The sequence below is a fragment of the Streptomyces geranii genome, from assembly GCF_002954775.1.
Lineage (GTDB): Bacteria > Actinomycetota > Actinomycetes > Streptomycetales > Streptomycetaceae > Streptomyces > Streptomyces geranii.
Map to the genome: position 1 here is coordinate 1 of NZ_PJME01000046.1, position 25,110 is coordinate 25,110.

Sequence of the window (25,110 nt, forward strand, 5' to 3'; positions counted from 1 at the left end):
AATGGCTCGCCTCCGGCAAACCCGTCTCCCTCGTCTGCCACGGACCCGCCGCACTCCTCGCCACCATCGGCCCCGACGGAACCTCCCCCTACACCGGCTACCGCCTGACCGGCCTCTCCAACGCCGAAGAGAAGCAGAACGGCCTCGCCGACCGCGCAAAATGGCTCCTCCAGGACCGCCTCGTCAACGAACTCGGCGCCCACTACCAGGAGACCGAGCCCTTCACCCCGCACATCGAAGTCGACCGCACGCTCTTCACCGGCCAGAACCCGGGCTCGGCGGTCCCGTTGGCCAGGGAACTCGTAAAGGCGCTCGGCTGACATTCCGGGTCACAGAGCCGCGCAGCGGCCCGGTACCCGCTCACAGCCCACCGGGCCGCCAGGTCGCCCCAACCCCAAAAAGAAGCAGATACCCCGTGCGAGGCCGTAGACCATGCAGCGCAACCCGCAGCTCAACGAGCTGGGTGAGTTCCTCAAGGCCCGCCGGGCCGAGCTCAGTCCCTCCGATGTCGGCCTCCGAGGGGGACAACGACGACGGGTTTCCGGCCTGCGCCGAGAGGAAGTAGCCCTCCTCGCAGCCATCAGCACCGAGTACTACACGCGCATCGAACAAGGCCGTCTCCAGGCCTCAGCGCCCCTCCTCGACGAAATCGCCCAGGTTCTGCGCCTCAACGACGACCAGCGCACCTACCTCTTCGAGCTCGCCGCGAAACAGAGCGCACGACCCTCCACACCCGACCAACGCCAGCGCCTGGATCCACAACTCCAGCACCTGCTCGACGACCTCACCACCTCCCCCGCCTTCGTCATCGGCCGACGCACCGACATCCTCGGCTGGAACCAACTCGCCGCCGCCCTCTGGACCGACTTCGGCACCTACCCCGAACCCGAACGCGTCTTCGTCCGCCTGCTCTTCACCGAGCCCTGGATGCGCGAACTGTACGCCGACTGGGAAGAAGTCACCCGCCTGGCCATCGCCCAGCTACGCATGGAAAGCGCCCGCTACCCCGGCGACCAGAAACTCACCGCGCTGGTCCACGAACTCTCCGCCCGGGACACACAATTCCGCCAGCGGTGGACCGAACACGACGTCGCCGCACGCCTCCGAGGCACCAAGAAGCTGTGCCACACCGCCGTCGGCGACCTCACCCTCGACTGGGACACCCTCACCTGCGCCGTAGATCCCGACCAGCACATGATCGTCTGGACCGCCCCACCCGGCACCCCCACCCACGACGGACTCCGCCTCCTCGCCTCCTGGGTCGCCGACAGGAAACCGACGGCGTCGGGCACGGTCGGGTGACGAAGGGCCGTACCGACGTGTGGACGCTGGGACCCCTGCGACATCGACATCGACATCGGCGTCCGTGCACCGGATGACGGTGTCACAGGGGGAAGGATTCATCCCCCCACTGCGCGGATCCCGGCCAACAACCTTCCCCTTTTCCCGGTGCGCCCGAGGCGGGAGCGTCGGAGACCTCAAACGACGGTTTGCCGAGCAACAAGGGAAAACACCCATGAGAGCTGTAGGTTTCACGGAATTCGGTGGGCCGGAGGTACTCCAGGTCCTGGAGCTGCCGGTCCCCGAGACAGGCCCGGGCCAGATTCGCATCCGGGTGCACGCCGCCACTGTCAACGCGGTGGACGCTCTCCAGCGCGGCGGCTTCGCCGGGCGCCCCGACACCCCGATGCCCTTCGTTCCCGGTATGGAGGCCGCGGGCGTGGTCGACGAGATCGGCCCGGACACGGACACCGATCTGGACGTCGGCGACCGGGTGACGGCGATCGTGCTCGCGAGCGGAGCCGGCGGCGCCTATGCCGAGCAGGTCGTGGTCCCGACTGAATCCGTCGTCCGCGCTCCCGAAGGCACGACCGACGCACAGGCCGCGTCCCTCCCGATGAACGGTCTGACCGCCCGTCTGGCCCTGGACACCCTCGGCCTGGAACCCGGCCAGACCGTCGCGATCACCGGAGCGGCCGGCGCGGTGGGCGGCTACGCCGTTCAGCTCGCCAAGGCGGACGGGCTGAGGGTGGTGGCCGACGCCGCCGGGCAGGACGAGGCCTTGATCAAGGAACTGGGCGCCGACCTCGTGCTCCGTCGCGGTGCCGAGTATCCGGACCGGGTGCGCGGGGAGGTCCCGGAAGGGGTCGACGGTCTCATCGACGGAGCCGGGTTCGGTGCGCTCACCGCCCGGGCTGTCCGCGACGGCGGCCGGGTGGTCAGTCTGCGCGGATTCGACGGCCCCGGCGAACGGGAGGTCGTCTTCGAGCCGATCGTCGTGTTCACCTACGCCCGGGAGCAGGCCAAGCTCGACCGTCTCCGTCGCCAGGTCGAGGCAGGGGAGATCACTCTCAGGGTGGCGAGGACTCTTCCGGTGGAGCAGGCCGCCGAGGCGCATCGGCTGCTGGCCGCGGGCGGCCTCCGAGGCCGGGTGGTCCTCACTTTCTGAGCATTCCTGTGACGGCCGGTCGAGCGCGGCGGCCGGCCGCCATCCGGACCGAGGGGGGACCAGAGAACGATCCGGTGTACTGCGCGATGCGCTCGCGGCTCATGGGGTACGGGGTTCCGACATCGGCGGCCCGGATCGTCGGCCGCTGTACAGGATCGGCCTGTTGGAGCCCGCTCACGGCCGACGGTCGGTCGTTTCGCCGCAGGCCGCCGGTAGCCGTCCCACCAGTCGGCACCTGCACATCGCGGCGACCGTGTTCGACCGCCCACACGACCGCCGCTCAAGGAGACGATGCTTTCGGCACTGAGGCGGCGGGGCAGCGCGGCGCCGTAGGAGCCAGTGCACTCCCTTCCGGCTCGTCGCAACATGCCGAACGAGCGGACTCAGGCGGCGAGTTGGCGATAGCTCTCGGTGGCAGCTGGAAAGGTGCGGCCGTCCAGGATGACGCCGAGGACGGTGAATACGGCTGCGGCGTGGACGTCCTTGTGGGGGTCCACGCCGAGCAGGATCTCCTCCGCGGCGTCGGCCTGGACTGGTGCCACTCCGGGCGGTGGTCGACAGATCAACACTCAGGGCACGAGGCCAGTCGTAGCGCGTCAGGCCACCGCTCGAAGCGGCACCTGATCATCCTCACAGTCGTAGCGGACCTTGCCCGTCGGGACGCCGCCCAGCACGCATAGAGCCTGGACGTGGCCCTCCAGGAACGCCTCCTGACCGCAGGAGGCGAAGACGCGGTGCACCGCCTTGCCCGACCAGCACAGGCGCATCGCGAACAGGTAGCAGGTGACCAGCTCGCCGGCCAGGCGTACCTTCATGTCCCCGAAGTCGACCTCCGCCTCCGCCCCGGGCCGGTGGGTCTGCGGAATGAACGCGTTCACCGGTCCGCGGCCCGCCTCGGCTTTGGTCTGCGGACGCCTCTCGGCGACATAGGCCCGGACCCTCGGATAGGTGACCCCCTCCGCCGCGTGCTCGTCGACCAGCCGGTCGAAGATCCGCTTGACGGTGTGCCGCTGCTTGCGCGGGGCGTCCAGGTCAACCCGCAGCATCTGGTCGATCAACGGCTTGTAGGCATCCAGCCGTGTCCCCGGGGCCACGGTCACTTCCAGAGCTCCGGCCACAAGCCCCCGGGCGTTGCCAGAACTCAGCAACAATGCCCTCCGGGGAAACCGGGCGTTCCCCGCTCTGAGCAACAAGCGGTGTCAGCTCCCCCGTACAAAAGGCTGTCCGTCCCCCCGGACTCATCGACGCCCACGTCCACCTCGCGTTCGACGCGGGACCGGACCCGGTGGAAACGCTGAAGAGGTCGGACGACTCCGAACTCCTCTCCGCGATGACCGACCGGGCTCATCAACTGCTGCGCACGGGGGTCACGACGGTCCGCGATCTCGGGGACCGCGGTGGGCTCGCCGTACGGCTGCGTGACTCCATCGCGGCCGGGGACGTCGCGGGCCCGCGCATGCTCACCGCCACCGCTCCGCTCACCCTTCCGGGCGGGCACTGCTGGTTCTTCGGCGGCCAGGTGGGAGGCGAGCAGGCCATCCGGGACCTGGTCAGGCACAACGTCCGGCAGGGCGCGGACCTCATCAAGGTCATGGTCACCGGTGGCCATCTCACGCCGGGTGGATCCGCCATGTGGGAGTCCCAGTTCACCGAGGCGGAACTCGGCGCGGCGATCGACGAGGCCCGGCGCGCGGGCAAGGCAGTGGCCGCGCATGCCCACGGCACCGCGGGCATCGAGGCGTCGGTGGCCGCCGGGGTGGACACCATTGAGCACTGCACCTGGGCGAACGGCCGCGGTTTCGACGAGCCGGTCGAAACCGCCCGCACGATGGCCCAGCAGGGCGTCCACGTATGCGCGGCCATCAGCGCGGACTGGCGCAACTACGCCACCAAGTACGGCGAGAGGATCGCCGGCCGCCTCCTCGGTCGCGTCCGTTGGCTCGACGAGCAGGGTGTCCGGCTGATCACAGGCACCGACGCTGGCATCCCCGATGCCCCGTTCGACGATTTCGCCGGGAGTCTGGAACTGTTCGAACACCTCGGGTTCTCCCGGGACCGGATCCTGGCTCTCGCCACGGCGGACACCGCGAGCGCGATCGGCCTGCGCGAACGCACCGGCCGCCTGGCACCCGGGCTCGATGCCGACGTCGTGGTCGTCGGCGACGACCCGCTGGAGAGCGTCGCGGCTCTGCGCGCCGTCGAGCTGGTCGCGGCCCGAGGCCGGCTGCACCACGCCGTCGGGGACCGGCAGACCCGAACCGGTACCTGAGGAAATCCGCGACTCCGCCGGCGCCATCACCGACACGGGTCATGGCTGGGAGGAGCGGGCCCCGTTCGGCAACACCCTTACACCTGTTCGTCGATGGTGAGTCGGCGAGCAGCGCGGATGTCCCGAGCACGTCCGTGTGTGCGTGATCAAACGTCTGCTTCAGCGCCCTCCCCGCCAGGAGCAGGCTCGCACCCCCCTGACCGGTACGGAGACAGTGAGCACCGCGCCGGAAGCCGCGGTCGGGGACCTCACCCCGTACCTGGCCGTGGTGACGAAGAGGCGGCCGTAGTCAGGGTGCAGGCACACCGACGTGGGGTGCGGGGCCGGCACAGTCAGGGTTTGCAGTAGGCGGCCGTCGGGGTGGTACCGGCGCACCGCGCCCGTGCCCCACATCGCGACCCACAGGCAGCCCTCGTCGTCGACGGTCATTCCGTCGGGGCTGCCGTCCTCGTCGCGTAGTCGGGCGAAGGTCTCCAGATCGCTGGAGAGGTCGCCCGAGACGAGGTCTACCCGGCAGCGGAAAATGGTGCCGGCGGCCGTGTCGGCGAAATACATCGTCGTGCCGTCGGGGGTGAACGCCGGGCCGTTGGCGATGGTCAGGCCGTCGAGGACGCGTACGACCGTGCCATCGGCGTCCGTTCGGTAAAGCGAGCCCGCGCCAGCAGTGCCGTCGTACGCCATGCTGCCCGCCCAGAAGCGGCCGGCGGGATCGGCGACGCCGTCGTTCATCCGGCTGGGAACCGGCGTACGGTCCTCGGGGCGGTCCAGCCACTCCAGTGTGCCGTCGGCGGCGATCAGCACAATGCCGGTGCCCGCGGCGGCGATCCATGCGCCCGGCTGATCGGCCACCGGTGCGACGGCGCCCAACGGCACGTCCAGTCGGGCCAGTTCGCGCAGTACCCCGCCGGTGTCTTCGCGCAGTTCGAAGAGCCGGCCGCTGAGGATGTCGACGTACACATAGCGGCCGTCGAACCAGCGGCCTCCCTCGGCGAGTTCGTACCCTCCGTCCACGACGACGCGCGTCGCCGCTGCCGTTGGTGTCATGTTCCGTCTCCTGAGTCAGCGGATGGTCGTGCCCTCGGGCCGGTCGAGCAGGCCGAGTTCGTCCCGGGTCGGCAGGCCCTCCCAGTCGCCCCGGGTCGCGACGGCGAAAGCCGCCGTCGTGACGGCCCGGTGCAGTCGGGCGGGGACGTCCGCGCCGTCGAGGAGTCCGGACAGGTATCCGGCCACGAAGGCGTCGCCCGCCCCGACCAGATCTACCGCGTCAACTTCTCGCGCGGCGCGGTCGGTTGGTCCGTCGGCGGTGAAGACGGTCGCGCCCCGAGCGCCCCGCTTGACGACGACCTCCGCAACGCCTGCCGCCAGCAAGCTCCGCACGGTCTCGGACTCGCCCCCACCGGGCGCTGCTTCCTGCACCAGCGGCAGCTCGTCCTCGGAGGCGATGAGCAGGTCGATGTGCGCCAGCAGCGGGCGGAGGGCCTCGCGCGCCTGGTCCGAAGTCCACAGCCGGGAGCGGTGGTTGACGTCGAGGCATACGGTGATGCCTGCCGCGCGGGCTGCCGTGGCGGCGGCCAGGACTGATTCGGCGGCCGACCCGCCGAGTGCCGGGGTGATGCCGGTCAGGTGCAGGATGCGGGTCCCGGGAGTCAGTGCGGGCAGGACGTCGGCCGGGGTGAGGGCCGAACCCGCCGAACCGGTGCGGTAGTAGTTGACGCGGGTGAGGGTGCCCAGGCGCGGTTCGGTCAGGAGCAGTCCCGTGGGTCGGCCGGTGTCGTCGGTGACGGCGTATTCCGTGTCGACTCCCTCGGCGCGCAGCGTGCGCAGGACCAGTGCGCCGAGTTCGTCCGCACCGACGCGGCCAGCCCAGCGCACCCGGTGCCCCAGCCGGGCCAGTCCGATCGCGACGTTGGACTCGGCCCCGGCGACGGACAGTCCGAGGTCGCCGCCGAGCCGCAGTGCGCCCCGGGCCCGTAGCGCCGCCATCGTCTCCCCGAAGGTCACCACGTCCGGCGCGGGCGGTGCCGTCACTGCGACTCCTCCGCCGCCACCTTGCGGAACTCGGCCGCGCGAACGCGCAGTTGCTCCAGGTCGCCGCCGTCCGCCGCGTCCCCGATCAGGGGTGAGCCGACGCCGACGGCGAGGGCGCCCCGGTCCAGATAGTCGCGGGCCGCCCGCGCGTCGACCCCGCCGACCGGCACGAAGGGCACCTCGGGGAACGGGTCGCGCAGCGCCCGTAGATAGCCGGGGCCGCCCAGCGAACCGGGGAAGAGCTTGATGGCGTCAGCGCCCTGGGCGAGGGCGGTCTCGATCTCGGTCGGGGTCAGGGCACCCATCAGCACCGGGACGCCGAACGCCGTGAGGCCCTCGACCACGGCGGGAGTGACCAGGTACGACACACCGGCCTCCACGGCGCGTTCGGCGTCTGCGGCCGAGCGGACGGTGCCGGCGCCGAGGAGTGCGTCGGGGCCGAGTTCGGCGCGGGCCCGCCGGATGACGGTCAGGGCGTCCGTGGTGGTCAGCGAGACCTCGACGGCCGCGATGCCCTCCTCGGCGAGGGTGCGTACGGTGTTCAGGGCCGCGTCGGGGTCCTTGCCCCGGACGATCGCCAGCAGGCGGTGGGCGCGGAGCGATTCCACCAGGTTCACAGGAGCGGGCCTTCCTTGGGTGTTCGGTTCACGGGCGGCGGTCACCATTCGGTGAACGCCCCGTCGGCGCCCCGCCAGACAGGGTTGCGCCAGCGGTGTCCGACCTCGGCGGCGCGGCGTACCGCCTTCTCGTCGATGTCGACGCCGAGCCCGGGAGCGGTGCTCGCGACGGCGTAGCCGTCCCGGAAGCGGAAGGGTTCGGGGTCCATCACGTACTCCAGCAGGTCGGCCCGCTGGTTGTAGTGGATGCCCATGCTCTGTTCCTGGATGAGGAAGTTCGGTACGGAGAAGGCGATCTGGAGGCTCGCGGCGAGGGCGATCGGGCCGAGGGGGCAGTGCGGGGCCATGGTGACGTCGTACGTCTCGGCCATGGCCGAGATGCGGCGGACCTCGGAGATGCCGCCGGCGTGCGACAGGTCGGGCTGGGCGACGGCGATGCCGCTGGCCAGTACCTCGCGGAAGTCCCAGCGGGAGTAGAGGCGTTCGCCAGTGGCGAGGGGGATGCTGGTGGACTCCACCAGGCCGCGCAGGTTGGCCGAGTGCTCCGGCGCTACGGGTTCCTCGACGAACAGCGGGTGCAGCGGCTCCAGTCGGGACAGCAGGCGGCGTGCCATGGCGGTGGAGGCGCGGCCGTGGAAGTCGACGGCGATGTCCCGTTCGTCGCCGAGCACTTCGCGGACGGCCGCGACGCGTTCGACGACCTCGGCGGTGCGGGCGGGGGTGTCGATCGGGGCGAGTTCGGCCGAGGCGTTCATCTTGACTGCGGTGAAGCCCGCCTTCATCTGTTCCTCGGCCAACTCCGCGACGTCACTGGGGCGGTCGCCGCCGATCCAGGCGTACATGCGGACGCGGTCGCGTACCGGGCCGCCGAGGAGGCGGTGGACGGGGACGCCGTAGGTCTTGCCCGCGATGTCCCAGAGGGCCTGGTCGATGCCGGCGACCGCGCTGGAGAGGATGGGGCCGCCCCGGTAGAAGCCGCCCTTGGTGAGTACCTGCCAGTGGTCCTCGATGCGCAGCGGGTCCCGGCCCACCAGGTAGTCGGCGAGTTCGTGGACCGCGGCGCGTACGGTCTCGGCGCGGCCCTCGACGACGGGTTCGCCCCAGCCGGTGATCCCCTCGTCGGTGGCGACGCGCAGGAACAGCCAGCGCGGGGCCACCAGGAACGTCTCAAGTCCGGTTATCTTCAAGGAACTTCCTTCGGAAGCGGGTCGTTCGCGGTTTCGTCGCGGTCCGCCCGTACGGCCGCCAGGTCGTCGGACGCCTGGGCCAGGAGCGACTCGACGGCGGCGACGGCGGCGTCCGGGTCGCCCGCTTCCACCGCGTCCAGCAGGTCCTGGTGCACGGGGATGGAGTCGGAGAAGTGCTGGGCGCCGTGCACGATGCGGTCGCGTACGCGCAGGCCGGCCTCGATGACGACCTCCATGCGGCTGAGCAGTTCGTTGTGCGCGGCGTCCAACAGGGCGCGGTGGAAGGCGAGATCGGCCTCGACCATGGCGTCGGCATCGGTCCCGGCGGCTGCCATCGCTTCGAGCGCCTGCCGCATGGCGTCCAGGTCGGCGGGCGTACGGCGGGTCGCGGCGAACCGGGCTCCGGCGGGCTCGACGATGGCGCGGACCTCGGCGAGATCCTCCAGGAAGCCCTCGGTCGGAGCGCTGCTGCCCTGCCAGCGCAGCAGGTCGCTGTCGAGCAGGTTCCAGTCGGCGCGCGGCCGGATGGTCGTACCGCGTTTCTGCCTCGACTCGAGCAGCCCCTTGGAGGCCAGCACGCGCAGCGCCTCGCGCACGACGGTCTTGCTGACGCCGAGTTCCGTCTCGAATCCGACCGGGTCCACCACGGAGCCCGGAGGGTAGTCGCCGCGGATGATGCGTCTGCCCAGCTCCTCCACTGCCTGACCGTGCAGCCCTCTGGGGGGTTGGGTCACCACGTGCTCCGTTTCCGCTCGGTCCCCGCGGCGCTGTGCGCGCCGTTCACGAGGACTCCTTCATGACGCTCCATCCGCCGTCCACGACCAGGCTCGCCCCGGTCACGTAGGCGGCGTCCGCCGATGCCAGGAAAGCGACGGCGGCAGCCACCTCCTCCGGGCGACCGAACCGCTTCGCCGCCGTGGCCGCCACGCTGCGGGCCCGGTCGGACTCCGGGATGCCGTCCCACGCGGCGGTGAGGATGGGGCCGGGCAACACCGTGTTGACCCGGATGTCAGGACCGTACTCGACGGCGAGTTGTCGTCCCAGCGAGCACAGCGCGCCCTTCGCGGCGGCGTACGCGGCATGGCCCGGCAGGCCGATGACCGCGTGCACCGAGGAGGTGAGGACGACGGAGCCGCCGGCCTCGCGCAGCATGCCCGCGAAGGTCTTCATGGCCCGCCAGGCCGGCTTGAGCAGTACGGCCATCTGACCGTCCCACTCGGCCTCGCTCAACTCGTGGGCGGGCTTGTTGACCTGGGCGAAGGCGTTGCTGTGCAGCACGTCGAGGCGGCCGTGGCGCTCGGCGACGTGCCGGGCCAGGTTCTCCCAGTCGGCGGCCGAGGTCACGTCGCACCGCACGTACTCCGCGTGTCCCCCGCTGTCCGCGATGGCGTCGGCGACCGCCTTGCCCGCAGCGTCGTCGACGTCGGTGACCACGACGGTCGCGCCCTCGTCCGCGAGCCTGCGGGCCGTGGCGGCGCCGATTCCGTGCGCGGCGCCGGTGATCAGCGCCACCCGCCCCGTCATCCTGCGGCACTCCGTCATCGCGTGCGTCTCCCCTCTTGGTGCCTGCTGGCTGCTGCCCTGCCTGCTGTCTGCACTCACCATAGCTGTTTCAATTAATTATGAATATATCTTGACGGCATGGCGGCGCCGCTCCGACACTGACCCGCATGCACCAGGCACCTCCAGTACGAAGCTAGGAAGGACCTCCTCCCATGAGCCGCACCACACCCCGCCGCAGAAGCCGGGGCGCACTCGTAGCCACCCTTGCCGCCGCGTCCCTGCTGATCTCCGCCTGCGGGGGTTCGACCGATTCGAAGGATCCCGCGGTCCAGCAACCGGCCAAGCCCGGCCAGAAGGTCGACCTGCGCTTCTGGTCGTGGGTTCCCGGCGTCGACAAGGCTGTCGACAAGTGGAACGCCACGCACCCGGACATCCGCGTCAAGCTGGAGAAGATCCCGGCGGGCAGCAGCGGCGGCTACGCCAAGATGCGCGCCGCCCTCAAGAGCGGCAACGCGCCCGACCTGGCCCAGGTGGAGTACCAGGAGATCCCCTCGTTCCTGCTGGAGAACGGCCTGGTGAACCTGTCCGAGTACGGCGCGGACAAGGACCGCTCGAAGTTCGTGGACTGGCAGTGGCAGCAGGGGGTCTTCGACTCGAAGGTCTACGCGATCCCCCAGGCGTCCGGCCCGATGGGCCTGTTCTACCGCGCCGACCTGTTCAAGAAGTGGGGCATCACGCCGCCCGCCACCTGGGCGGAGTTCGCCCAGGCCGCGCAGAAGATCAACGACGCCGACCCGAAGGCCTACATCAGCACCTTCCCGGCCGGCAACTCCGCCTGGTTCACCGCCCTCGCCTGGCAGGCCGGCGCCAAGTGGTTCGGCGTGAACGGCGACACCTGGACGGTGGACATCGACTCCCCGGAGACCCTCAAGGTCGCCGCCTTCTGGGACGACCTGCGCACCAAGAAGGTCATCAAGACCGAACCCGACTTCGCCAACGGCTGGTACAAGGACCTGCAGACCGGTGGCATCACGTCGTGGGTCAGCGCCCAGTGGGGTGACGCCATCATCAGCGGCAACGCCCCCCAGACCACCGGCAAATGGGCGGTCGCGCCCATGCCGCAGTGGACGAAGGGCGCCAACGTGTCCGCGAACTGGGGCGGTTCCTCCACCGCCGTCCTCAAGGGTGCCAAGCACATCCCCGAGGCCCTGAAGTTCGCCGAGTGGCTCAACACCGACCCCGCGAGCGTCGACCTGCTGCTGCAGGGCGGCTACGGCTGGCCGGCTTCGGCCGACGGGTACAAGGGCTCCTCGCTGGACAAGCCGTCGCCGTTCTTCGGCGGCCAGAAGTACAACGAGGTCTTCGCCCAGGCGGACAAGAGCATCGACAACTCGTGGAAGTGGATTCCCACGATCGACGCCACCTACCAGCACCTCAACGACGGCTTCCAGGCCGCCCTGGCCGGCAAGGGCACGTTCGTCTCCGCGGTCAAGCAGGCCCAGAAGCAGACCGTCGAGGACCTGCAGAAGAAGGGTCTGAAGGTTTCCACCGGCCAGTGACCGTCTCCGGAGGGCGCGACACAGCCGTTGCCGATCTCCCCTCCGGGCTCCAGAAAGAACCCTGATGGCTACCCGAGCACCCCGCCGCCGCAGAAACCTGGCGCCGTTCGCCTTTGTCGCGCCCTTCCTCCTGCTGTTCCTGCTGACCTTCGCCCTCCCCATCGGCTACGCCGTCTACCAGAGCGTCATGGACGTCGAGCACACCGGCTCTCTCGGCCTCGGCGGCAGCCACACCGTCTTCGCGGGGCTGCGCAACTACTCCGACGCCCTGTCCGACCACGCCTTCGTCCGCAGCGTCGGCCGCGTACTGCTGTTCGCGGCCGTCCAGGTGCCGGTGATGGTCGTGCTGGCCGCCGGTCTCGCACTGCTCCTTGACAGCGCGTCGGCCAGGGGCGTGCGGTTCTTCCGCGCCTCCTTCTTCCTGCCCTACGGCGTTCCGGGCGTCATCGCGTCCATCCTGTGGGGCTTCCTGTACGTACCGGGCGTCAGCCCTCTCGTGGACGGCATGCGCCACCTGGGGGTGTCGGTCGACCTGCTGGGCGGAAGCACGGTCCTGTGGTCCATCGCGAACATCGTCACCTGGGAGTTCGCCGGCTACAACGTCCTTGTTCTCGTCGCCCAGTTGCGCACCATCCCCGCCGAGTTGTACGAGGCCGCCCGCATCGACGGCGCCAGCGCGTGGCAGACGGTCCGGCACGTCAAACTGCCGATGCTGCGCCCGGCGCTGATCCTCACCACGGTCTTCACCATCATCGGCACGCTGCAACTCTTCGCGGAACCGCTGGTGCTCAAGCCCGTCTCGTCGAGTATCGACAGCTCCTACACGCCCAACCTCAGCGCCTACAACGAGGCGTTCACCAACGACAACTACCACCTCGCCGCCGCCGAGGCGGTGCTGCTCGCCCTCGCCGCGTTCGTGCTGTCCTTCGGATTCCTGCGGCTGATCAACAGGAAAGGCGGGAACACGTGAGTCTCCAGACACCGGCCCGCGAGATCCGGCCGAGGGAAGAGACACCGCCCTCCGCCAGCAGCTCAACGCCGCGCGGCGGCATCACCGGGGTCACCACCCGCAGTCGTATCGTCGTCACCGGCCTGCTGGTGGCAGCCGCCGGGTACTTCCTGCTCCCGGTGTACTGGCTGGCCGTGGCGTCGACCAAGTCCACCGGTGACCTGTTCGGCAGTTTCGGGCTGTGGTTCTCCAATCCCCAGTTCCTGAGCAACATCCGCCAGGTGGTCACCTACGACGACGCGATCTACCTGCGCTGGGCCGCCAACAGCCTGCTGTACGCGGGCGTCGGCGCGGCCGTGGCGACGCTGCTGGCCGCGATGTCCGGCTACGCGCTGGCCAAGTTCTCCTTCGCCGGCCGCGACACGATCTTCAACATCGTGCTGGGTGGCGTCCTGATCCCCGCCACGGCACTGGCCCTGCCCATGTACCTGCTGTTCAGCCAGGCCGGCCTCGCCAACACCTACTGGGCCGTACTGCTGCCGAGCTTCGTCAGCCCCTTCGGCGTGTACCTGTGCCGGATCTACGCCGCGGCGTCCATCCCGGACGAACTGCTGGAGGCGGCCCGCATCGACGGCGCGAGCGAGGTCCGCATCTTCAGGGCCGTCGCTCTGCGCATCATGACCCCCGCGCTGGTGACGATCTTCCTGTTCCAGTTCGTCGGCATCTGGAACAACTACTTCCTGCCGCTGGTCATGCTGTCCGACTCCAAGCTGTACCCCATCACCCTCGGCCTGACGTCGTGGCAGTCCTTCGCCGACCGCCAGCCACAGCTCTACCAGCTGACCGTCGGCGGTGCCTTCGTCTCCGTCGTGCCTCTGATGATCGCGATGGTCGCCCTGCAGCGCTTCTGGCGCAGCGGTCTGACCGAGGGCAGCGTCAAGGGCTGAGAGTTCAAAGGCTGAAGGGGGGAGGGGCAAAATGCCCCTCCCCCCTTCAGCCTTTCAGCGCTTCAGCCGTTGCCGCTCACCTGCCGCCCGGCAGGGCCGCCTTCCGGAAGACGTCGTAGACCACCTTGGGCCGCTCCTCCGCGAACGTCACCAGACCCATCACGGAGATCCCGTTGTAGTCCTGGTTGTACCCGGCGCGCTCCTTGTAGTCCTTGAGCACCCAGTAGGTGAACCCGGCGACGAACGCGCTGCGCGCGGTCACCTGCGCCCAGTGGGCGCTGAAGCTCGCCGCCTGCCACTCCTCCGTACCCTGCGTGGTGTCGGGGCCGTGGGTGCCGGCCACGGACCAGGTGCCGTTCTCGGTGATCAGGATCGGCTTGTCGGGGTACTTCGCGTGCACCGCGTCGAGCGTGGGGCCGAGGTCGGCGTCCTTGCCGTAGAAGTAGCCGAAGTACTCGTTGAACCCGATCACGTCGGCGAGGTCGAAGGCGGGGTCGTTGCTGGTGTTGGACGCCCACGTCACCGGACGGGCGGTGAGGTCGACCGACTTCACGGCCGCCTTGAGATCGGCGAGCCAGGCCCGGTAGACCGGAGCGCCGGCGGCGTCGATCTCCGACTCGTTCTGCAGCCCCCAGAGGATCACCGAGGGGTGGTTGTGCTGGTTCCACGCCATCGTCAGGGCCAGGGCGCGGGCGAGGCCGTAGCGCTCGGTCTGGAGCTTCTCCTGGGCGGTGTTGAGCCACATCGTGTCGATGTCGTCCATCACCAGTACGCCGTGCTCGTCCGCCCAGTCGTAGACGTACGGGTGGCGGTTGTAGACGCAGTTGCGGACGAAGTTGGCGCCGAGTTTCGTGAGGTGGCCGAGTTCCCGGTCGTACTCGGCGGGTTTCATCGCCCTGCCGTGCGCGGCCGTCTCCTCGTGCCAGTTGAGGCCCTTGAGGAACAGCGGCTTGCCGTTGAGCCGCAACTGCGCGTTGCTGATGGCCAGTTCACGTACGCCGTACACGGTGGACAGCGTGTCCACCCGCGGGCCCGCCTGCCTCCCGGCGGTCAGGGTGGCGCGGGCGGTGAGCGTGCGCGGCGAGGCCGGGCTCCAGCGCGGGGCGTGCGGGATCGGGACCGAGACGCGTACGACGCCTGCCGAGCGGGCCGCGATCCGGGCCGTGACCACCACGGGCTTACCGCCACTCTCCCGGCCGGGGTCCAGCGTGAGCCGGCCCTCGAAGTCGGAGGCACTGTGGTTCTCGACGACCGCGCGTGCCTCGAGTCGCCCGTTCGCGCCGACGGCGAGCAGTTTGGCGATGGTGACCTGAGGGACGGCCTCGATCCAGGCCGAGCGGGTCAGCCCGGCGTAGGGCCAGTAGTCGACGGGCTTGTACGGGAGTTCGTGGTCGTCGGTGACCGGCGTCGGGGTGGCGGCCAGGTAGTCGGTGTAGCTCGCGCGGCGGAAGACCCGTACGGCGAGCGTCTGGCGCCTTCCGGGCCGGAGCGCGCCCGCCACCGGAAGGGCGAAGGGCGAGTTGGCGCCCTCGTGCTTGCCGAGGTGTGTGCCGTCGAGCCAGACCTCGGCGCTGTAGCCGACGGCCAGGAAGGCGATGCGGACGTGCCTGGCCCGCCAGGACGCGGGCACGTCGATGGTGGTGCGGTACCAGGCGTAGCCGTCGGCGAACGCCGTGCCCTTGCCGAAGGGGGTGCTCTCCGAGCCGAAGCCGGGGGTGTCCAGCAGGTCCCAGGCCGACGGCACGTCGATGTGGCCCCATGACCGGTCGTCATGGTGCGGGGACTGCCACCCCTTGTCGAGCCCCTGGTCGGCGGGATCGAAACGGAAGCGCCACCGCTTGTCCAGGGACAGGTAGTCGCGGGTGCGCTCTTGGGTGCGCCAGCCGTCGAAGGCGGGGAGCACCGCGCCGTACTGGAAGACGACGTTGGTGCCGCCTACGGCGCGCACATGGGTGCCGGAGGGCTCGGTGGCGGGGTGGGTGTCGAGCACCGGGCCGTTCGCGGCGGCAGCGGCGGTGCCGTCTGCGGCCCGCGCGGTCGCCGGCCAGGCAGGCAGGGCGACGAAGGCCGCCGCGCCGAGTGCCGTGACGACGGTGCGTCGGGACGGGTGGCTGGATTCGGTCATGGCACCTGAGCCTGAGCAGTCCCGCCACACCTGTCAAGCATTATTCATAATTAATGAATTGAGCTACCGTGCCCCTATGACGACACAGCAGCCGACGACACAGCAGCAGGCGATGGCCATCACCCTCTGGGACTTCAGCTGGTACACCCAGGCGGGACCCGGTGAGCCGTTTGCCGACATCGACCGCGCCTTCGCCGAGGCGGTGGACCGAGGCTTCAACACCGTGCGCATCTGCGCCATGCCCTTCCTGCTGTTCTCGGGACGCGTCCCCGACCCCGACTCCATCGAGGTCCGCGGCCTGGGCGCGGAGTTCGGCCAGCGCACCCGCTGGTACGACGTCCACGGCGGCTACCTCCTGGACGGCCGCCGACGACTCGTGGAACTGTTCGAGGCCGCCGCCCGCCACGACTGCAAGGTGATCGTCTCCTCCTGGGAGTACCAGCAGTCCCCCAGCTTCGCCGACACCGACGCCTGGCACCGCGCCCTGGCCGAGGTCCCGGGGCCCGAGCGCGCCGAGGCGGTGGCCGAGTCGCTCGCCGCACTGCTGGACTTCCTCGCCGAACGCGGACTGACCGGCCAGGTCGCCTACGTCGAGGTGCACAACGAGGTCGACAACTGCTCCCTGGTGCCACGCGACGGCGTCACCCACTACGCCTACCTGCACGGCCCTCTCGATCGCGCGGTGAAGCTGCTGCAGGCCCGCCACCCCGACATCCCCGCCACCTACTCGCTGGGCGAGCCCTGGCCGAGCGAGATCGACGACCTGCCCGAGGGTGCGCAGATCGCGCACTTCCACTTCTACGTGTACGGCGTCCTCGGCGCCCTCTACGAGGCGGCGGGACTCGGCCACGGCACCGAGGCGGCGCCCGAGACGGCAGCCTGGCCCACCCCCGTGCTGGCCGCCATGCTGCTCCCCGACGCGCCCGACTTCGCCGACTACCAGCCGGACGAACCCTGGCGGCTGGCCGCCACGGGCATTCCGCGCGAGCTGTTCTACGCCCTCGACTGGGTGGACCCCGACCGCTGGGACCTGTGGCTCTACGAGAACTATCCGGCGCACCGGCAGAGCATGCGGGACACGCTGGCCGGGTGGGTCGACGCCGTCGCCGAGTTCGCCAAGCGCCGCGGCATCCCCGCCGTCCTCGGCGAGGGCGTCGTCGGCTACACCCCCCTCTTCACCCGCTTCGAGGAGGACGCGGTCGGCAAGGACATCGCGGAGTTCGTGGTCGACCGCTGCCTCGCCGCCGGCTTCCGGGGCGTCGTCCTGACCTCCAACGCGGCCCCGCACCACCCCATGTGGCACACCGACCGGGACTGGATGCGGCGGGTCAACTCCCGCGTCACCTCGGCCTGAAGTCAACCCCCAACTCACTTGCCCCAGAAGGGACTTGACAACGACTCACTTCCCGGAACCCACAGCGGACCCACAGATTCCGTTATATTGTCGCGTACATGACAGACACTTCAGAGCCCTCCCAGGCAACCTCGATCGGCCGCCGCGGCGTCCTGATCGCCTCCGGCGCCACAGCCGCCGCCCTGGCCGTGGGCGCCACCGTCACATCTGAAGCCCCCACAGCCGACACGGCCACCGGGAACACCGTCCCGGTGGCCGCCGCGGCCGTCTGCACCCTCACAAGGGAGATGACCGAAGGCCCCTACTACCTCGACGGGCAGTACGTCTGCGCCGACATCCGGGAGAACAAGACCGGCATCCCGTTCCAGCTGACCCTCACCGTCGTCGACGACGACACCTGCGCCCCGCTGAACAACGCCCTGGTGGAGGTCTGGCACGCCGACGTGCTCGGCGAGTACTCCGGATTCGTCGGCGAGAACGGCCACAACGAACCCGACAACGGCACCTTCCTGCGCGGCGGCGTCCTCACCGACACCAACGGCGTCGCACGGATCACCACCGTCTACCCGGGCTGGTACCGGGGCCGGTGCATCCACATCCACCTCAAGGTCCACGTCAACGTCCGCCTCACCCCCGACGGCTCGTTCACCGGCGGCCGGGAACTCTTCACCGGCCAGCTCTACTTCGCCGAGTCCGTCACACGGGCGGTCGCGGCGATCGCCCCCTACCGCAGCAACACGGTCACCCGCACCACGCTCACCCAGGACTCCATCTACGACGGCGGCGGCGCCGCGTCCGGTCTGCTCACCCTGACCGCCCTGGGCAGCTCGCCCTCGGCCGGATACGCCGGGGCGCTGACGGTGGGGGTGGAGTCGAGCTGACGTAGCCCACCCCGGATCCACCCCGGATCCGTCACGGCTCAGGCGCAGCCGCAGGCCGCCTCGGAACCGCCGTTGTCCACCGCCCCGGTAGCGCCGGGCGCGGCTCATGACGGGAGGAGGCGTTCGTCGGCGACGGGAGACCGGGTGGGCGTCACCGGCGTCCGTGGCGGATCCAGGTGCTCGCGTAAGGTCCGGAGGCGTGCACGACGCGTCCGCCCGTCAGAGTCAGGACGGACTCCAGCGCGGAGATCTCGTCCTCGGGGACGCTGAAGTAGTCCTCGGACAGCACGGCGAGGTAGGCGAACCGGCCGGGTTCCAGCGAGCCCTTCGTGTCCTACTCGTGCGAGAACCACGTGCGAGAACCACGCCCCGCCCACGGTGTAGCGGCGCAGAGCCTCCACGCGGTCGAGACGCCTCCCCTCGCCCAGGATCCGCGTGCCGCCGCCGACCGTCCTGCCGGTGACCATCCAGCTCAGGGAGACCCAGGGGTTGTAGTTCGCCAGCCGGGTGCCGTCCGTACCGGTCGATGTTGCGGGGCGTGATGTCCTCGGCGTGGTCGAGGACCCAGCGCAGTCCGTCGAAGGAGATCTCCCGGTCGACCTGTTCCAGGACGGGGAGGATACGGCTGATGAACGTGTCGTAGGTGGCGTATCGGAACGGATGGCCCTCGCCGAACAGTCCGCCCCCGCCCCCGGACAGCCCGCCCAGCGTGGCCGCCGCGCCGACTCCGAGCGCGATCGCGCCGCGATCATGGAGGCGGCCGGCACCGTCTTCGCCGAGTACGGCGGCGCCGCCGACGTCCGTGAGATCGCCCGGCGCAGCGGCGAACTGCCGGGTTCACGGCTTCGCCGTACGCCGGACGCGCTTCGTGATCGGTCCTGCGTTTGCCGAGCGCTCACTTCAGCCGGGCGGTCACGCGGTACCGGCCGGAAGTCAACCGACAGGTGTACACGCCGTCGGCGTGACCGACGGCGCTCACGCCCTCGGCACGCGCCAACGGGGCACGTCCTTCGCGGACCGAATCGGCCGACACGGCCGGAATGCGCAGGGTCGCCTCGCTGTTCGCCGGTACCACCACGTCGTAGACGAGGAACCTGCCCGCGTCCTCGACCCGCCACTCGCTCCTGATCTCCCCGAACGGCGACTCGTACGCCGCCGAGACCCGGGTGATCCCGCCCGTGGGATCGAGGTGGGGCTGGAGCAGGAAGTGCTTGAAGCCGGGGCTCTCCGGGTCGCGGGCGATGCCGCCCATGTAGGCGTACATCCACTCCATGATCGCGCCGTAGGCGTAGTGGTTGAACGAGTTCATGCCGACCGGCCCGAACCCGTCCTCCTCCGAGTACGAGTTCCAGCGCTCCCAGACCGTCGTCGCGCCGTTCCTCACCGAGAACAGCCAGGACGGCAGCGCGTCCTGGTGCAGCAGCTTGTACGCCAGGTCCGCGCGGCCCTCGTCGGTGAGCAGGGGGGCGAGGACGTTGACGCCGAGGAAGCCGACGGACAGGGTGTTCTCGGCGTACCGGACCCGGATGCTGTCCGGGTGCGCGGCCTTGTAGGCGTCGTCGTTGCCGATGTTGTCGGCGAGATGACCGACGAGTGCCCGGCGCTGTGCCTGCGTCTCGTAGAAGCCGAGTTTGAGGACCCAGAGCAGCGCTGTCTGGCTGTTGTCCTCCGTCTTCTGGTTCGGGTCGGATCCCGGTTCGATCGGGGAGGCGTCGCCGAGGCTGGACCTGACGGTGACCGTGTTGTTCTCCGTGCTCAGGTACTTGGTGATGAACGCCTGCCTGATGCGTGCGAAGAGCCGCTCGTACGCCGCTGCCTCCGCCGCCTTGCCAGTCGCGCGGGCCATCTGTGCCATCAGGCGGGTGCTGTAGCCGTAGTAGACGTCGCTCATCAGCTGGGCGCTGGTCTTCTGCGGTCCCAGCCAGTCACCGGTGAGGGAGCCCTGGCCGGCACAGGTGTCGCCGGTCTGGTCCTGAATCCAGTCCAAGTAGCGGTTCATCGCTGGCCAGTTGTCCTCGACGACGGTCGCGTCCCCGGTCATCTGCCACACGGTCCACGGCACGATGACCCCGGCGTCGGCCCAACCGCTGCCGCCGCCGGGGAAGTTGTACCGTCCCGTCGGGGCGACGCCGGTGAACTGCGCCTTGTCCGTCCCGTAGATGGTCTGGGAGCCGACGACGGTGTCCTGGAAGTGGCTGAGGAAGACACCGGCGTCCGCGTTGTAGAGGCCGGTCGTGGCGAAGACCTGGGTGTCGCCGGTCCAGCCGAGGCGTTCGTCGCGCTGGGGGCAGTCGGTGGGCACCCAGAAGTAGTTGCCTCGCTGGCCCCAACGGATGTTGCTCGCCAGCTGGTTGATGTCGGGATCGTCGGTGGTGACGGTCCCGGTCTCGCGGATCGCGGACGTGGCGACCCTGCCCGTGAGCCGGGTGATGGTGACGGTCTCCGACGCGGTGACGGAGACGTACCGGAAGCCGTAGAAAGTGAGGGAGTCCTGGTGGGTCTCCCCCTGCGGGTCGCCCTTGAGGAGGTAGGCGCTGGTGGCCTTGGCGCTGCGGAGGTTGGCCCGGTAGAGGGAGCCCTCGGGGCCGTCCGCGCCGGCGCTGTCGTCGTTGAGCATCTCGCCGAACCGGAACTCGACCCTGGCTCCGGCCGGGCCGCGCAGGCTGTAGCGGGCCACGCCGACCATGTTCTGGCCCAGGTCGAAGACGGCGGTCTCGCCCACGCCGATCGTGACCGGGGCGGTGGCCGCCTTCGCCGGGTCGGTCACCGTCCGGGCGGGGTCCACGACGATGCGTCCCCTGCCGTGGGGGCTGCCGTCCTGTCCGGTCACTCCCGTGGCGACCGTGATCGACTGCGGTTGCCGGTCCCAGCGGTGCATGAAGCGCGCGGTCTCGCCCGGGTAGGCGAGAAGCCGGGCCTCCGGGAACCGTTCGTCGAAGGCGACGCGCTCCACGTCCGACCAGCCGGAGTCGTCGAATCCGGGTGCCGTCCAGCCCGGCAGTTCCCGGCGGGCGTCGTAGGTCTGGCCGTCGTAGATGTCGTCGGCGCGGTAGGGACCGGTGTCCGTTGCCTTCCAGCCGCCGTCCGGGCTGGTGACGACCGTCTTCGACGTGCCGTCGGCGTACCGGATCAGCAGCTTGGCCTTGACCGCCAGGGCGTTGCCGTCCGCCGAATAGTACGTACTGCCCTCGGAGATACGGCCGTTGTACCAGCCGTTGCCCAGGACGACCGCGAGGGTGACGTCCGGCTTCCGCGTGACCAGGTCGGTGACGTCGTACGTCATGTAGTTGACGCGCGCGTCGTAGTTCGTCGAGCCCGGGGGCAGCAGTTCGGTCGTGGTCCCGCCGTCCTGGGGCACGGTCACCCGACGGCCGCTGACGAAGGCCTCGTACACGCCGAGGGCCGAGACGTACAGCCGGGCCTCGCTGACCCGCTTCCTCAGAGTCGCCTGCTTGCGAAGCATCGGTGCACCGGCCGAGTCGGGCGTCTTTCCCTTCATCCCGATCCACTGGGCCCCGTCCCACCCGGTCACACCGTCGGTGCTCAGGAGGCCGGTCTCGAAGTGCGCGGCGGGAGCGGTACCCGCGATGTGCCCCTCGGCGTCCCACACGGTGACAGTCCAGTAGTAACGGGTCGACGGGGCAAGGGACTTGCCCGCACAGCGCACCGCCACCGAGTCGGCGGAGCGGACACGCCCGCTGTTCCAGACGTCCGCGCGGGCGCCCGTCAGTCGGTCCGGGGAACTCGCGACGAGGATCTGGTACGCCCCCTGGCTCCAGCCCCGGGTGGCGGACCTGGTCCGCCACCCGAAGCGCGGGCGGGCCGCGTCCACGCCGAGGGGATCGGTGCGGTGCTCCACGGTCAGCCCGCCCACGGGGGCTCCGTGCGGGCGGGGAGATCCTGCCGCCGCCGCGCTCGTTCCGTCTGCCATGGCACTTGCTCCTGTCGACAAGGCGACGGCTGTTGCCGCCAGCACGGTCCGGCGGCGAAATGGTGTTCCATGTCCGGGGGGTGGGGTTTCCCCGCTGACGTCGCGGTCGGCATCGTCCGCGTTGTGCACCTCGTGGCTCACGCCTCGGTCCCTTCGGTTCGTCGGGCGGTCAGGGGATCGTGCGTGGTGAACGTGTGCTGCCCGGAGCCCACGACATGGGTGGCACCGCCGCCGGTGGGCAGCCGGATCTCCGCCGTGGTGTTGGCGGGAAGCTCCACGCGCAGCCGGAACCTGCCGTCGGCCCGGGTCCACCGCGCACGGACCACGCCGTACGGTGTGCGGTAACTGCCCTCGGCACGGGTGAGGTCGCCGACCGGGCGGGGGTCGATCACCAGCTCGCGGTAGCCGGCCTTGCCGCGTGCCTGGCGGATGCCGACCAGGCCGCTGTGGAACCACTCCTCGATCTGCAGCAGGATCATGTGGTTCTTGGAGTTGCCCATGTCCCACTGTTCGGGGATGGTCGTCAGGCCGCCGGGATTGGCGGTGGTGGGTGCCATGAAGTAGCCGTAGCTCGGGCGGGTGTCCTCCTGGAGGACCTCCCACAGGACGTCGTCACGGCCGCCCTCGTGCAGGGCCCGGACGATCGGGGCGAGGCCGATGGTGCCGCCGCTGAAGTGCGGGCCGCCCCCGAACGGCCGGTGGGCGTGGACGAGTTCGACGAGCGCGTCGACGACCTCCCCCCGTTCGCCGTCCGGGACCAGGCCCTCGTCCAGCGCGAGCGCCTGCGCGGCCTGGGTCGCCCCGGCCGTGCCCCGGTCGCCCTCGGCGGTGTAGCGGGCGAGCGCCGTGTTGTAGAAGGCGTCGTTGAACGCGTCCTTGATGTTGGCCGCGAGGCTCCGGTACTCCGCCGCGTCGGCGTCGCGGCCGAGCAGGGCCGCCATCCTCGCCATGCGGTCGGCGATCTGGTGGTAGCCCCAGGTTCCGGTGATGCGGCCCGAGGTGTTCTCGCTGGCGATCCAGTCGGCGAGGGCCGCGTTGACGAGGTAGGCGTCCGCGCCGGTGCCGGCCTTCCGCGTTCGTATGTAGGTGAGGAAGGCCTGCATCTGCGGGTAGTAGCGGCTCATCGTCTGGGTGTCGCCGTACGTCTCGTACAGCAGCCAGGGCACGAGGACGATGCCGTTTCCCCAGTTGATCTCGTCGCCGAACCGGCCGGTGTACCCCCAGTCGTACACCGGGGCCTTGAGCGCCACGTTGCCGATGTCCGCGCCGGCCCTGGACTGGCCCTCGGCCAGGTGGCGTTGCATGGTCCGCAGGTAGGCCGCGTAGCCGAAGGTGCGGTGGATGGAGCCGAAGGGCTGGACGTAGTCGGCGGGGTAGGCGAGCTTCTCGCGGCCTGGGCAGTCCGTGAAGGTCGACATGACGTTGCTCATGGTCGAGTAACGGGCCATGCGGTGAACGCGGTTGATCCGCTCGTCGGAGGTGCGCACGGAGCCTGCGTCCGGCACGTCGGCGTGGATCTGGAGACCCGTCACCGTGTCCCGGCTCACGGCGTAGCCCTCGGGCAGGCCGGTGACCTGGACCCACTGCATGCCGAAGTAGTGGAACTGCGGGTGCCAGCGCTCGCCCTTCCGGTCGCCGTAGGTCGTGTACGAGGCGAACACGTCGGTGCCGCGTGCCGCGCCACCGCCCATGATCGACGCCTGGTTGACGGTGCCGTCGGCGTTCAGCGACTCGGCGGGAGTCAGTCTGACGGTGGTGCCGGCCGGGAGCGGGCCGTCGAGTTCGAGCTGTGGCCAGCCGGCGAAGTTCTGGCCGAAGTCGAAGACCCACACGCCGGGTCGGGGCTGTGTGATGCCGACCGGGCGGAGCCTGTCGACGACCTTGAGCGGCTCGGCCACGCGCCAGACCAGCTCGGTGGTCAGGTTGGGCGGCGGCGCGATCCCCGCTCCGGCCCAGCCCATGGCCGTACCGTCGCGCCGTTTCGCCGACGCGCCGAGGTCCGCGCCGGGGGCGGTCCAGGCGGACTGTTCGCGCCGGGCGTCGTAGTCGGAGCCCGAGTACCAGTTGGCGGTGGTGGTCGGGCCGAGCGCCGTGCGCCACGAGCGGTCGCTGACGACCGTCTCGACCGTACCGTCGGCCTTGGTCAGTTCCAGGCGGGCGATGAGCCGTGGGGTCACGGCGGCGCCCGCGCTCGGATCGGTGCTCGCGAGGGAGTTGCCGGAGCCGGTGACGGCGGCGCCGCTCTCGTGCCTGTGGGAGAGCCCGGGTTCGAAGGTGATGCCGGTGCCGTCGGCGCCCGAGGTGCCGATCGAGGTGATGGCGCGGGACTCCAGCCGCCCGCCGCCGTCGCCTGTGTCGATGTTGACGGTGCCGCCGACGTGGTAGTTCGCCACGCTGCTCACCTTGACGACGGTGGCACCCTGGGCGGCGGGCGCGGCGAGGGCGCCGGTGCCCTTGAACTGGCTCTGCCACCAGCTGTACGGAGCCGTGCGGCCGGTCGCGGGATTCGTGACGGACCGGGTCACGAGGGCCGTGCCGTGGCCCAGTTCGACTCCCAGGGTGTTGTCGCCGGGGCGGACGAGGTGGGTGACGTCGTAGGCCCGGTACTCGGTGGAGAGCTGGTAGTTGGAGTTGCCCGGGGCGAGCACCTCGCCGGTGACGGGCTCGCCGTTGAGCCGGGCCACATGGAGTCCCACGCCCGACAGGTACAGCCTCGCCCTGGCGACCTTTCCGCCGCGCCCGTCCACCCGAAAAGCTCTGGCGAACACGGGCAACGGCTGGTCGACGGTGCGGCCCGGGTGCTCGATCCAGCGGGCCTCGCCCCATTCGGAGGGCTTGAGGAGACCCATCTCCCAGGAGGCCGGGCAGCTCCAGGGGGTCGCGTCGCCGTCGCTGCTCCACGCCCGCACCTGCCAGACCACCCGGTCGCGCGAGGCCGGTGCGGGACCGTGCCATGCGATGTCGGTCTGGGCCGAGGAATGAACCTTGCCGCTGTCCCAGAGCAGTCGGCGGCCCCGCTCGACATCGTCCTCGGTGCGCGCGGCGCGAATCCGGTAGGCGGCCTGGATCCAGCCCGGGTCCGCTCCCGTCACCCGCCAACTCAGTCGCGGGGCGGGGTCGTCGACGCCGAGCGGGCTGTCCTCCCGGCCGTCGACGGCCAGTCCGGTGACCCTCGCCGTCCATCCGCCGCTCGCCTCGCCGGCGTGGGCGGCCTGCGCAGGGAGCACGGGCACGGCCAGGCCCGCCGCCGATGCGGCCACGGTGCCGACCACCTGTCTCCGGCTGAGCGCCCCGCTCGGGATGTCGGACAT

General features: G+C 70.3%; 20 protein-coding genes and 2 pseudogenes. 9 read left to right on the forward strand and 13 right to left on the reverse strand.

From position 1 onward, the window contains the following. From CW359_RS35055 to CW359_RS35065, 3 genes and pseudogenes are all read left to right on the forward strand, one after another. Positions 1-320, forward strand: a pseudogene (locus CW359_RS35055) (type 1 glutamine amidotransferase domain-containing protein); the annotation flags it as partial. A gap of 112 nt (positions 321-432) precedes the next feature. Next, positions 433-1,302, forward strand: a complete 870-nt coding sequence (locus tag CW359_RS35060; RefSeq protein WP_105974258.1) for a helix-turn-helix domain-containing protein — start codon at positions 433-435, stop codon at positions 1,300-1,302. A gap of 214 nt (positions 1,303-1,516) precedes the next feature. Then, positions 1,517-2,449 carry an NADP-dependent oxidoreductase gene (locus CW359_RS35065; RefSeq protein ID WP_105974259.1) on the forward strand — a complete coding sequence of 311 codons (933 nt, stop codon included), beginning with the start codon at positions 1,517-1,519 and terminating at the stop codon, positions 2,447-2,449. Positions 2,450-2,832: 383 nt separating this feature from the next. Here CW359_RS35065 and CW359_RS46845 read toward each other — a convergent pair whose 3' ends face one another. Both CW359_RS46845 and CW359_RS35075 read right to left on the reverse strand, forming a co-directional pair. Then, positions 2,833-2,991, reverse strand: coding sequence for a hypothetical protein (locus CW359_RS46845; RefSeq protein ID WP_232838741.1), 159 nt, complete (start codon positions 2,989-2,991; stop codon positions 2,833-2,835). A gap of 54 nt (positions 2,992-3,045) precedes the next feature. Next, entirely contained in the window at positions 3,046-3,549 is a 504-nt protein-coding gene (locus CW359_RS35075; protein WP_232838742.1) for a hypothetical protein, read from the reverse strand. A 140-nt stretch (positions 3,550-3,689) separates the two neighbouring features. On the opposite strand from CW359_RS35075, the gene CW359_RS35080 reads away from it, so the two are divergent. Further along, entirely contained in the window at positions 3,690-4,718 is a 1,029-nt protein-coding gene (locus CW359_RS35080) for an amidohydrolase family protein (protein ID WP_105974260.1), read from the forward strand. Positions 4,719-4,877: 159 nt separating this feature from the next. Here the strand turns inward: CW359_RS35080 and CW359_RS35085 are convergent, their stop codons facing one another. From CW359_RS35085 to CW359_RS35110, 6 genes are read right to left on the reverse strand one after another with little or no spacing between them, the layout of a single operon-like run. Further along, the gene (locus CW359_RS35085) at positions 4,878-5,762 is read right to left on the reverse strand and encodes an SMP-30/gluconolactonase/LRE family protein (protein ID WP_105974261.1); all 885 of its coding nucleotides are present in this window, start codon (positions 5,760-5,762) and stop codon (positions 4,878-4,880) included. Between the two features lie 15 nt (positions 5,763-5,777). Then, the gene (locus CW359_RS35090) at positions 5,778-6,701 is read right to left on the reverse strand and encodes a sugar kinase (protein WP_232838749.1); all 924 of its coding nucleotides are present in this window, start codon (positions 6,699-6,701) and stop codon (positions 5,778-5,780) included. A gap of 41 nt (positions 6,702-6,742) precedes the next feature. Next, on the reverse strand, positions 6,743-7,363 hold the full coding sequence (locus tag CW359_RS35095; RefSeq protein WP_105974262.1) for a bifunctional 4-hydroxy-2-oxoglutarate aldolase/2-dehydro-3-deoxy-phosphogluconate aldolase: 621 nt from the start codon (positions 7,361-7,363) through the stop codon (positions 6,743-6,745). A 41-nt stretch (positions 7,364-7,404) separates the two neighbouring features. Beyond that, complete coding sequence (dgoD, locus tag CW359_RS35100) at positions 7,405-8,550, reverse strand: galactonate dehydratase (RefSeq protein WP_105974263.1); 1,146 nt, start codon at positions 8,548-8,550, stop codon at positions 7,405-7,407. Then, on the reverse strand, positions 8,547-9,284 hold the full coding sequence (locus CW359_RS35105; RefSeq protein ID WP_105974264.1) for a FadR/GntR family transcriptional regulator: 738 nt from the start codon (positions 9,282-9,284) through the stop codon (positions 8,547-8,549). The genes dgoD and CW359_RS35105 overlap by 4 nt, the downstream gene beginning before the upstream one ends. A 46-nt stretch (positions 9,285-9,330) precedes the next feature. Then, positions 9,331-10,074 (reverse strand): SDR family NAD(P)-dependent oxidoreductase, encoded by a 744-nt coding sequence (locus tag CW359_RS35110; RefSeq protein ID WP_232838750.1) that lies wholly within the window; start codon positions 10,072-10,074, stop codon positions 9,331-9,333. Positions 10,075-10,265: 191 nt separating this feature from the next. On the opposite strand from CW359_RS35110, the gene CW359_RS35115 reads away from it, so the two are divergent. The 3 genes from CW359_RS35115 (at position 10,266) to CW359_RS35125 (ending at position 13,508) form a co-directional block, all read left to right on the forward strand. Then, positions 10,266-11,612: an ABC transporter substrate-binding protein gene (locus CW359_RS35115; RefSeq protein WP_105974266.1), complete on the forward strand. Its 1,347-nt coding sequence runs from the start codon at positions 10,266-10,268 to the stop codon at positions 11,610-11,612. A gap of 64 nt (positions 11,613-11,676) precedes the next feature. Next, a complete protein-coding gene (locus CW359_RS35120) occupies positions 11,677-12,582 on the forward strand; it encodes a carbohydrate ABC transporter permease (protein WP_105974267.1) in 906 nt (301 codons plus the stop codon). Continuing rightward, positions 12,579-13,508 (forward strand): carbohydrate ABC transporter permease, encoded by a 930-nt coding sequence (locus CW359_RS35125; protein ID WP_105974268.1) that lies wholly within the window; start codon positions 12,579-12,581, stop codon positions 13,506-13,508. Before CW359_RS35120 ends, CW359_RS35125 begins: the two co-directional genes overlap by 4 nt. A 76-nt stretch (positions 13,509-13,584) precedes the next feature. Here the strand turns inward: CW359_RS35125 and CW359_RS35130 are convergent, their stop codons facing one another. Further along, positions 13,585-15,633 carry a glycoside hydrolase family 2 protein gene (locus CW359_RS35130; RefSeq protein WP_105974269.1) on the reverse strand — a complete coding sequence of 683 codons (2,049 nt, stop codon included), beginning with the start codon at positions 15,631-15,633 and terminating at the stop codon, positions 13,585-13,587. A 76-nt stretch (positions 15,634-15,709) separates the two neighbouring features. Between CW359_RS35130 and CW359_RS35135 the strand changes: the two genes are divergently transcribed. Next, positions 15,710-16,987 carry a cellulase-like family protein gene (locus tag CW359_RS35135; RefSeq protein ID WP_105974270.1) on the forward strand — a complete coding sequence of 426 codons (1,278 nt, stop codon included), beginning with the start codon at positions 15,710-15,712 and terminating at the stop codon, positions 16,985-16,987. Between the two features lie 98 nt (positions 16,988-17,085). Further along, positions 17,086-17,868, forward strand: a complete 783-nt coding sequence (locus CW359_RS35140; protein ID WP_105974271.1) for an intradiol ring-cleavage dioxygenase — start codon at positions 17,086-17,088, stop codon at positions 17,866-17,868. Between the two features lie 151 nt (positions 17,869-18,019). Here CW359_RS35140 and CW359_RS46850 read toward each other — a convergent pair whose 3' ends face one another. From CW359_RS46850 to CW359_RS35155, 4 genes and pseudogenes are all read right to left on the reverse strand, one after another. Further along, a complete protein-coding gene (locus CW359_RS46850; protein WP_232838744.1) occupies positions 18,020-18,157 on the reverse strand; it encodes a hypothetical protein in 138 nt (45 codons plus the stop codon). Between the two features lie 79 nt (positions 18,158-18,236). After that, positions 18,237-18,620 (reverse strand): annotated as a pseudogene (locus CW359_RS47700) (amidohydrolase family protein); the annotation flags it as partial. A gap of 143 nt (positions 18,621-18,763) precedes the next feature. Continuing rightward, complete coding sequence (locus CW359_RS35150; protein ID WP_105974272.1) at positions 18,764-21,799, reverse strand: alpha-L-rhamnosidase; 3,036 nt, start codon at positions 21,797-21,799, stop codon at positions 18,764-18,766. A gap of 137 nt (positions 21,800-21,936) precedes the next feature. Continuing rightward, positions 21,937-25,110 (reverse strand): family 78 glycoside hydrolase catalytic domain, encoded by a 3,174-nt coding sequence (locus tag CW359_RS35155; RefSeq protein ID WP_105974273.1) that lies wholly within the window; start codon positions 25,108-25,110, stop codon positions 21,937-21,939.

What these genes read in the sequence shown, in the direction of transcription:
- CW359_RS35060 (WP_105974258.1), top strand. Translation starts at nt 433, where the DNA reads ATGCAGCGCAACCCGCAGCTCAACGAGCTGGGTGAGTTCCTCAAGGCC.
- CW359_RS35065 (WP_105974259.1), top strand. Translation starts at nt 1,517, where the DNA reads ATGAGAGCTGTAGGTTTCACGGAATTCGGTGGGCCGGAGGTACTCCAG.
- CW359_RS35085 (WP_105974261.1), bottom strand. Translation starts at nt 5,762, where the DNA reads ATGACACCAACGGCAGCGGCGACGCGCGTCGTCGTGGACGGAGGGTAC.
- CW359_RS35090 (WP_232838749.1), bottom strand. Translation starts at nt 6,701, where the DNA reads ATGGCGGCGCTACGGGCCCGGGGCGCACTGCGGCTCGGCGGCGACCTC.
- CW359_RS35110 (WP_232838750.1), bottom strand. Translation starts at nt 10,074, where the DNA reads ATGACGGGGCGGGTGGCGCTGATCACCGGCGCCGCGCACGGAATCGGC.
- CW359_RS35115 (WP_105974266.1), top strand. Translation starts at nt 10,266, where the DNA reads ATGAGCCGCACCACACCCCGCCGCAGAAGCCGGGGCGCACTCGTAGCC.
- CW359_RS35120 (WP_105974267.1), top strand. Translation starts at nt 11,677, where the DNA reads ATGGCTACCCGAGCACCCCGCCGCCGCAGAAACCTGGCGCCGTTCGCC.
- CW359_RS35130 (WP_105974269.1), bottom strand. Translation starts at nt 15,633, where the DNA reads ATGACCGAATCCAGCCACCCGTCCCGACGCACCGTCGTCACGGCACTC.
- CW359_RS35135 (WP_105974270.1), top strand. Translation starts at nt 15,710, where the DNA reads ATGACGACACAGCAGCCGACGACACAGCAGCAGGCGATGGCCATCACC.
- CW359_RS35140 (WP_105974271.1), top strand. Translation starts at nt 17,086, where the DNA reads ATGACAGACACTTCAGAGCCCTCCCAGGCAACCTCGATCGGCCGCCGC.
- CW359_RS35150 (WP_105974272.1), bottom strand. Translation starts at nt 21,799, where the DNA reads ATGGCAGACGGAACGAGCGCGGCGGCGGCAGGATCTCCCCGCCCGCAC.
- CW359_RS35155 (WP_105974273.1), bottom strand. Translation starts at nt 25,110, where the DNA reads ATGTCCGACATCCCGAGCGGGGCGCTCAGCCGGAGACAGGTGGTCGGC.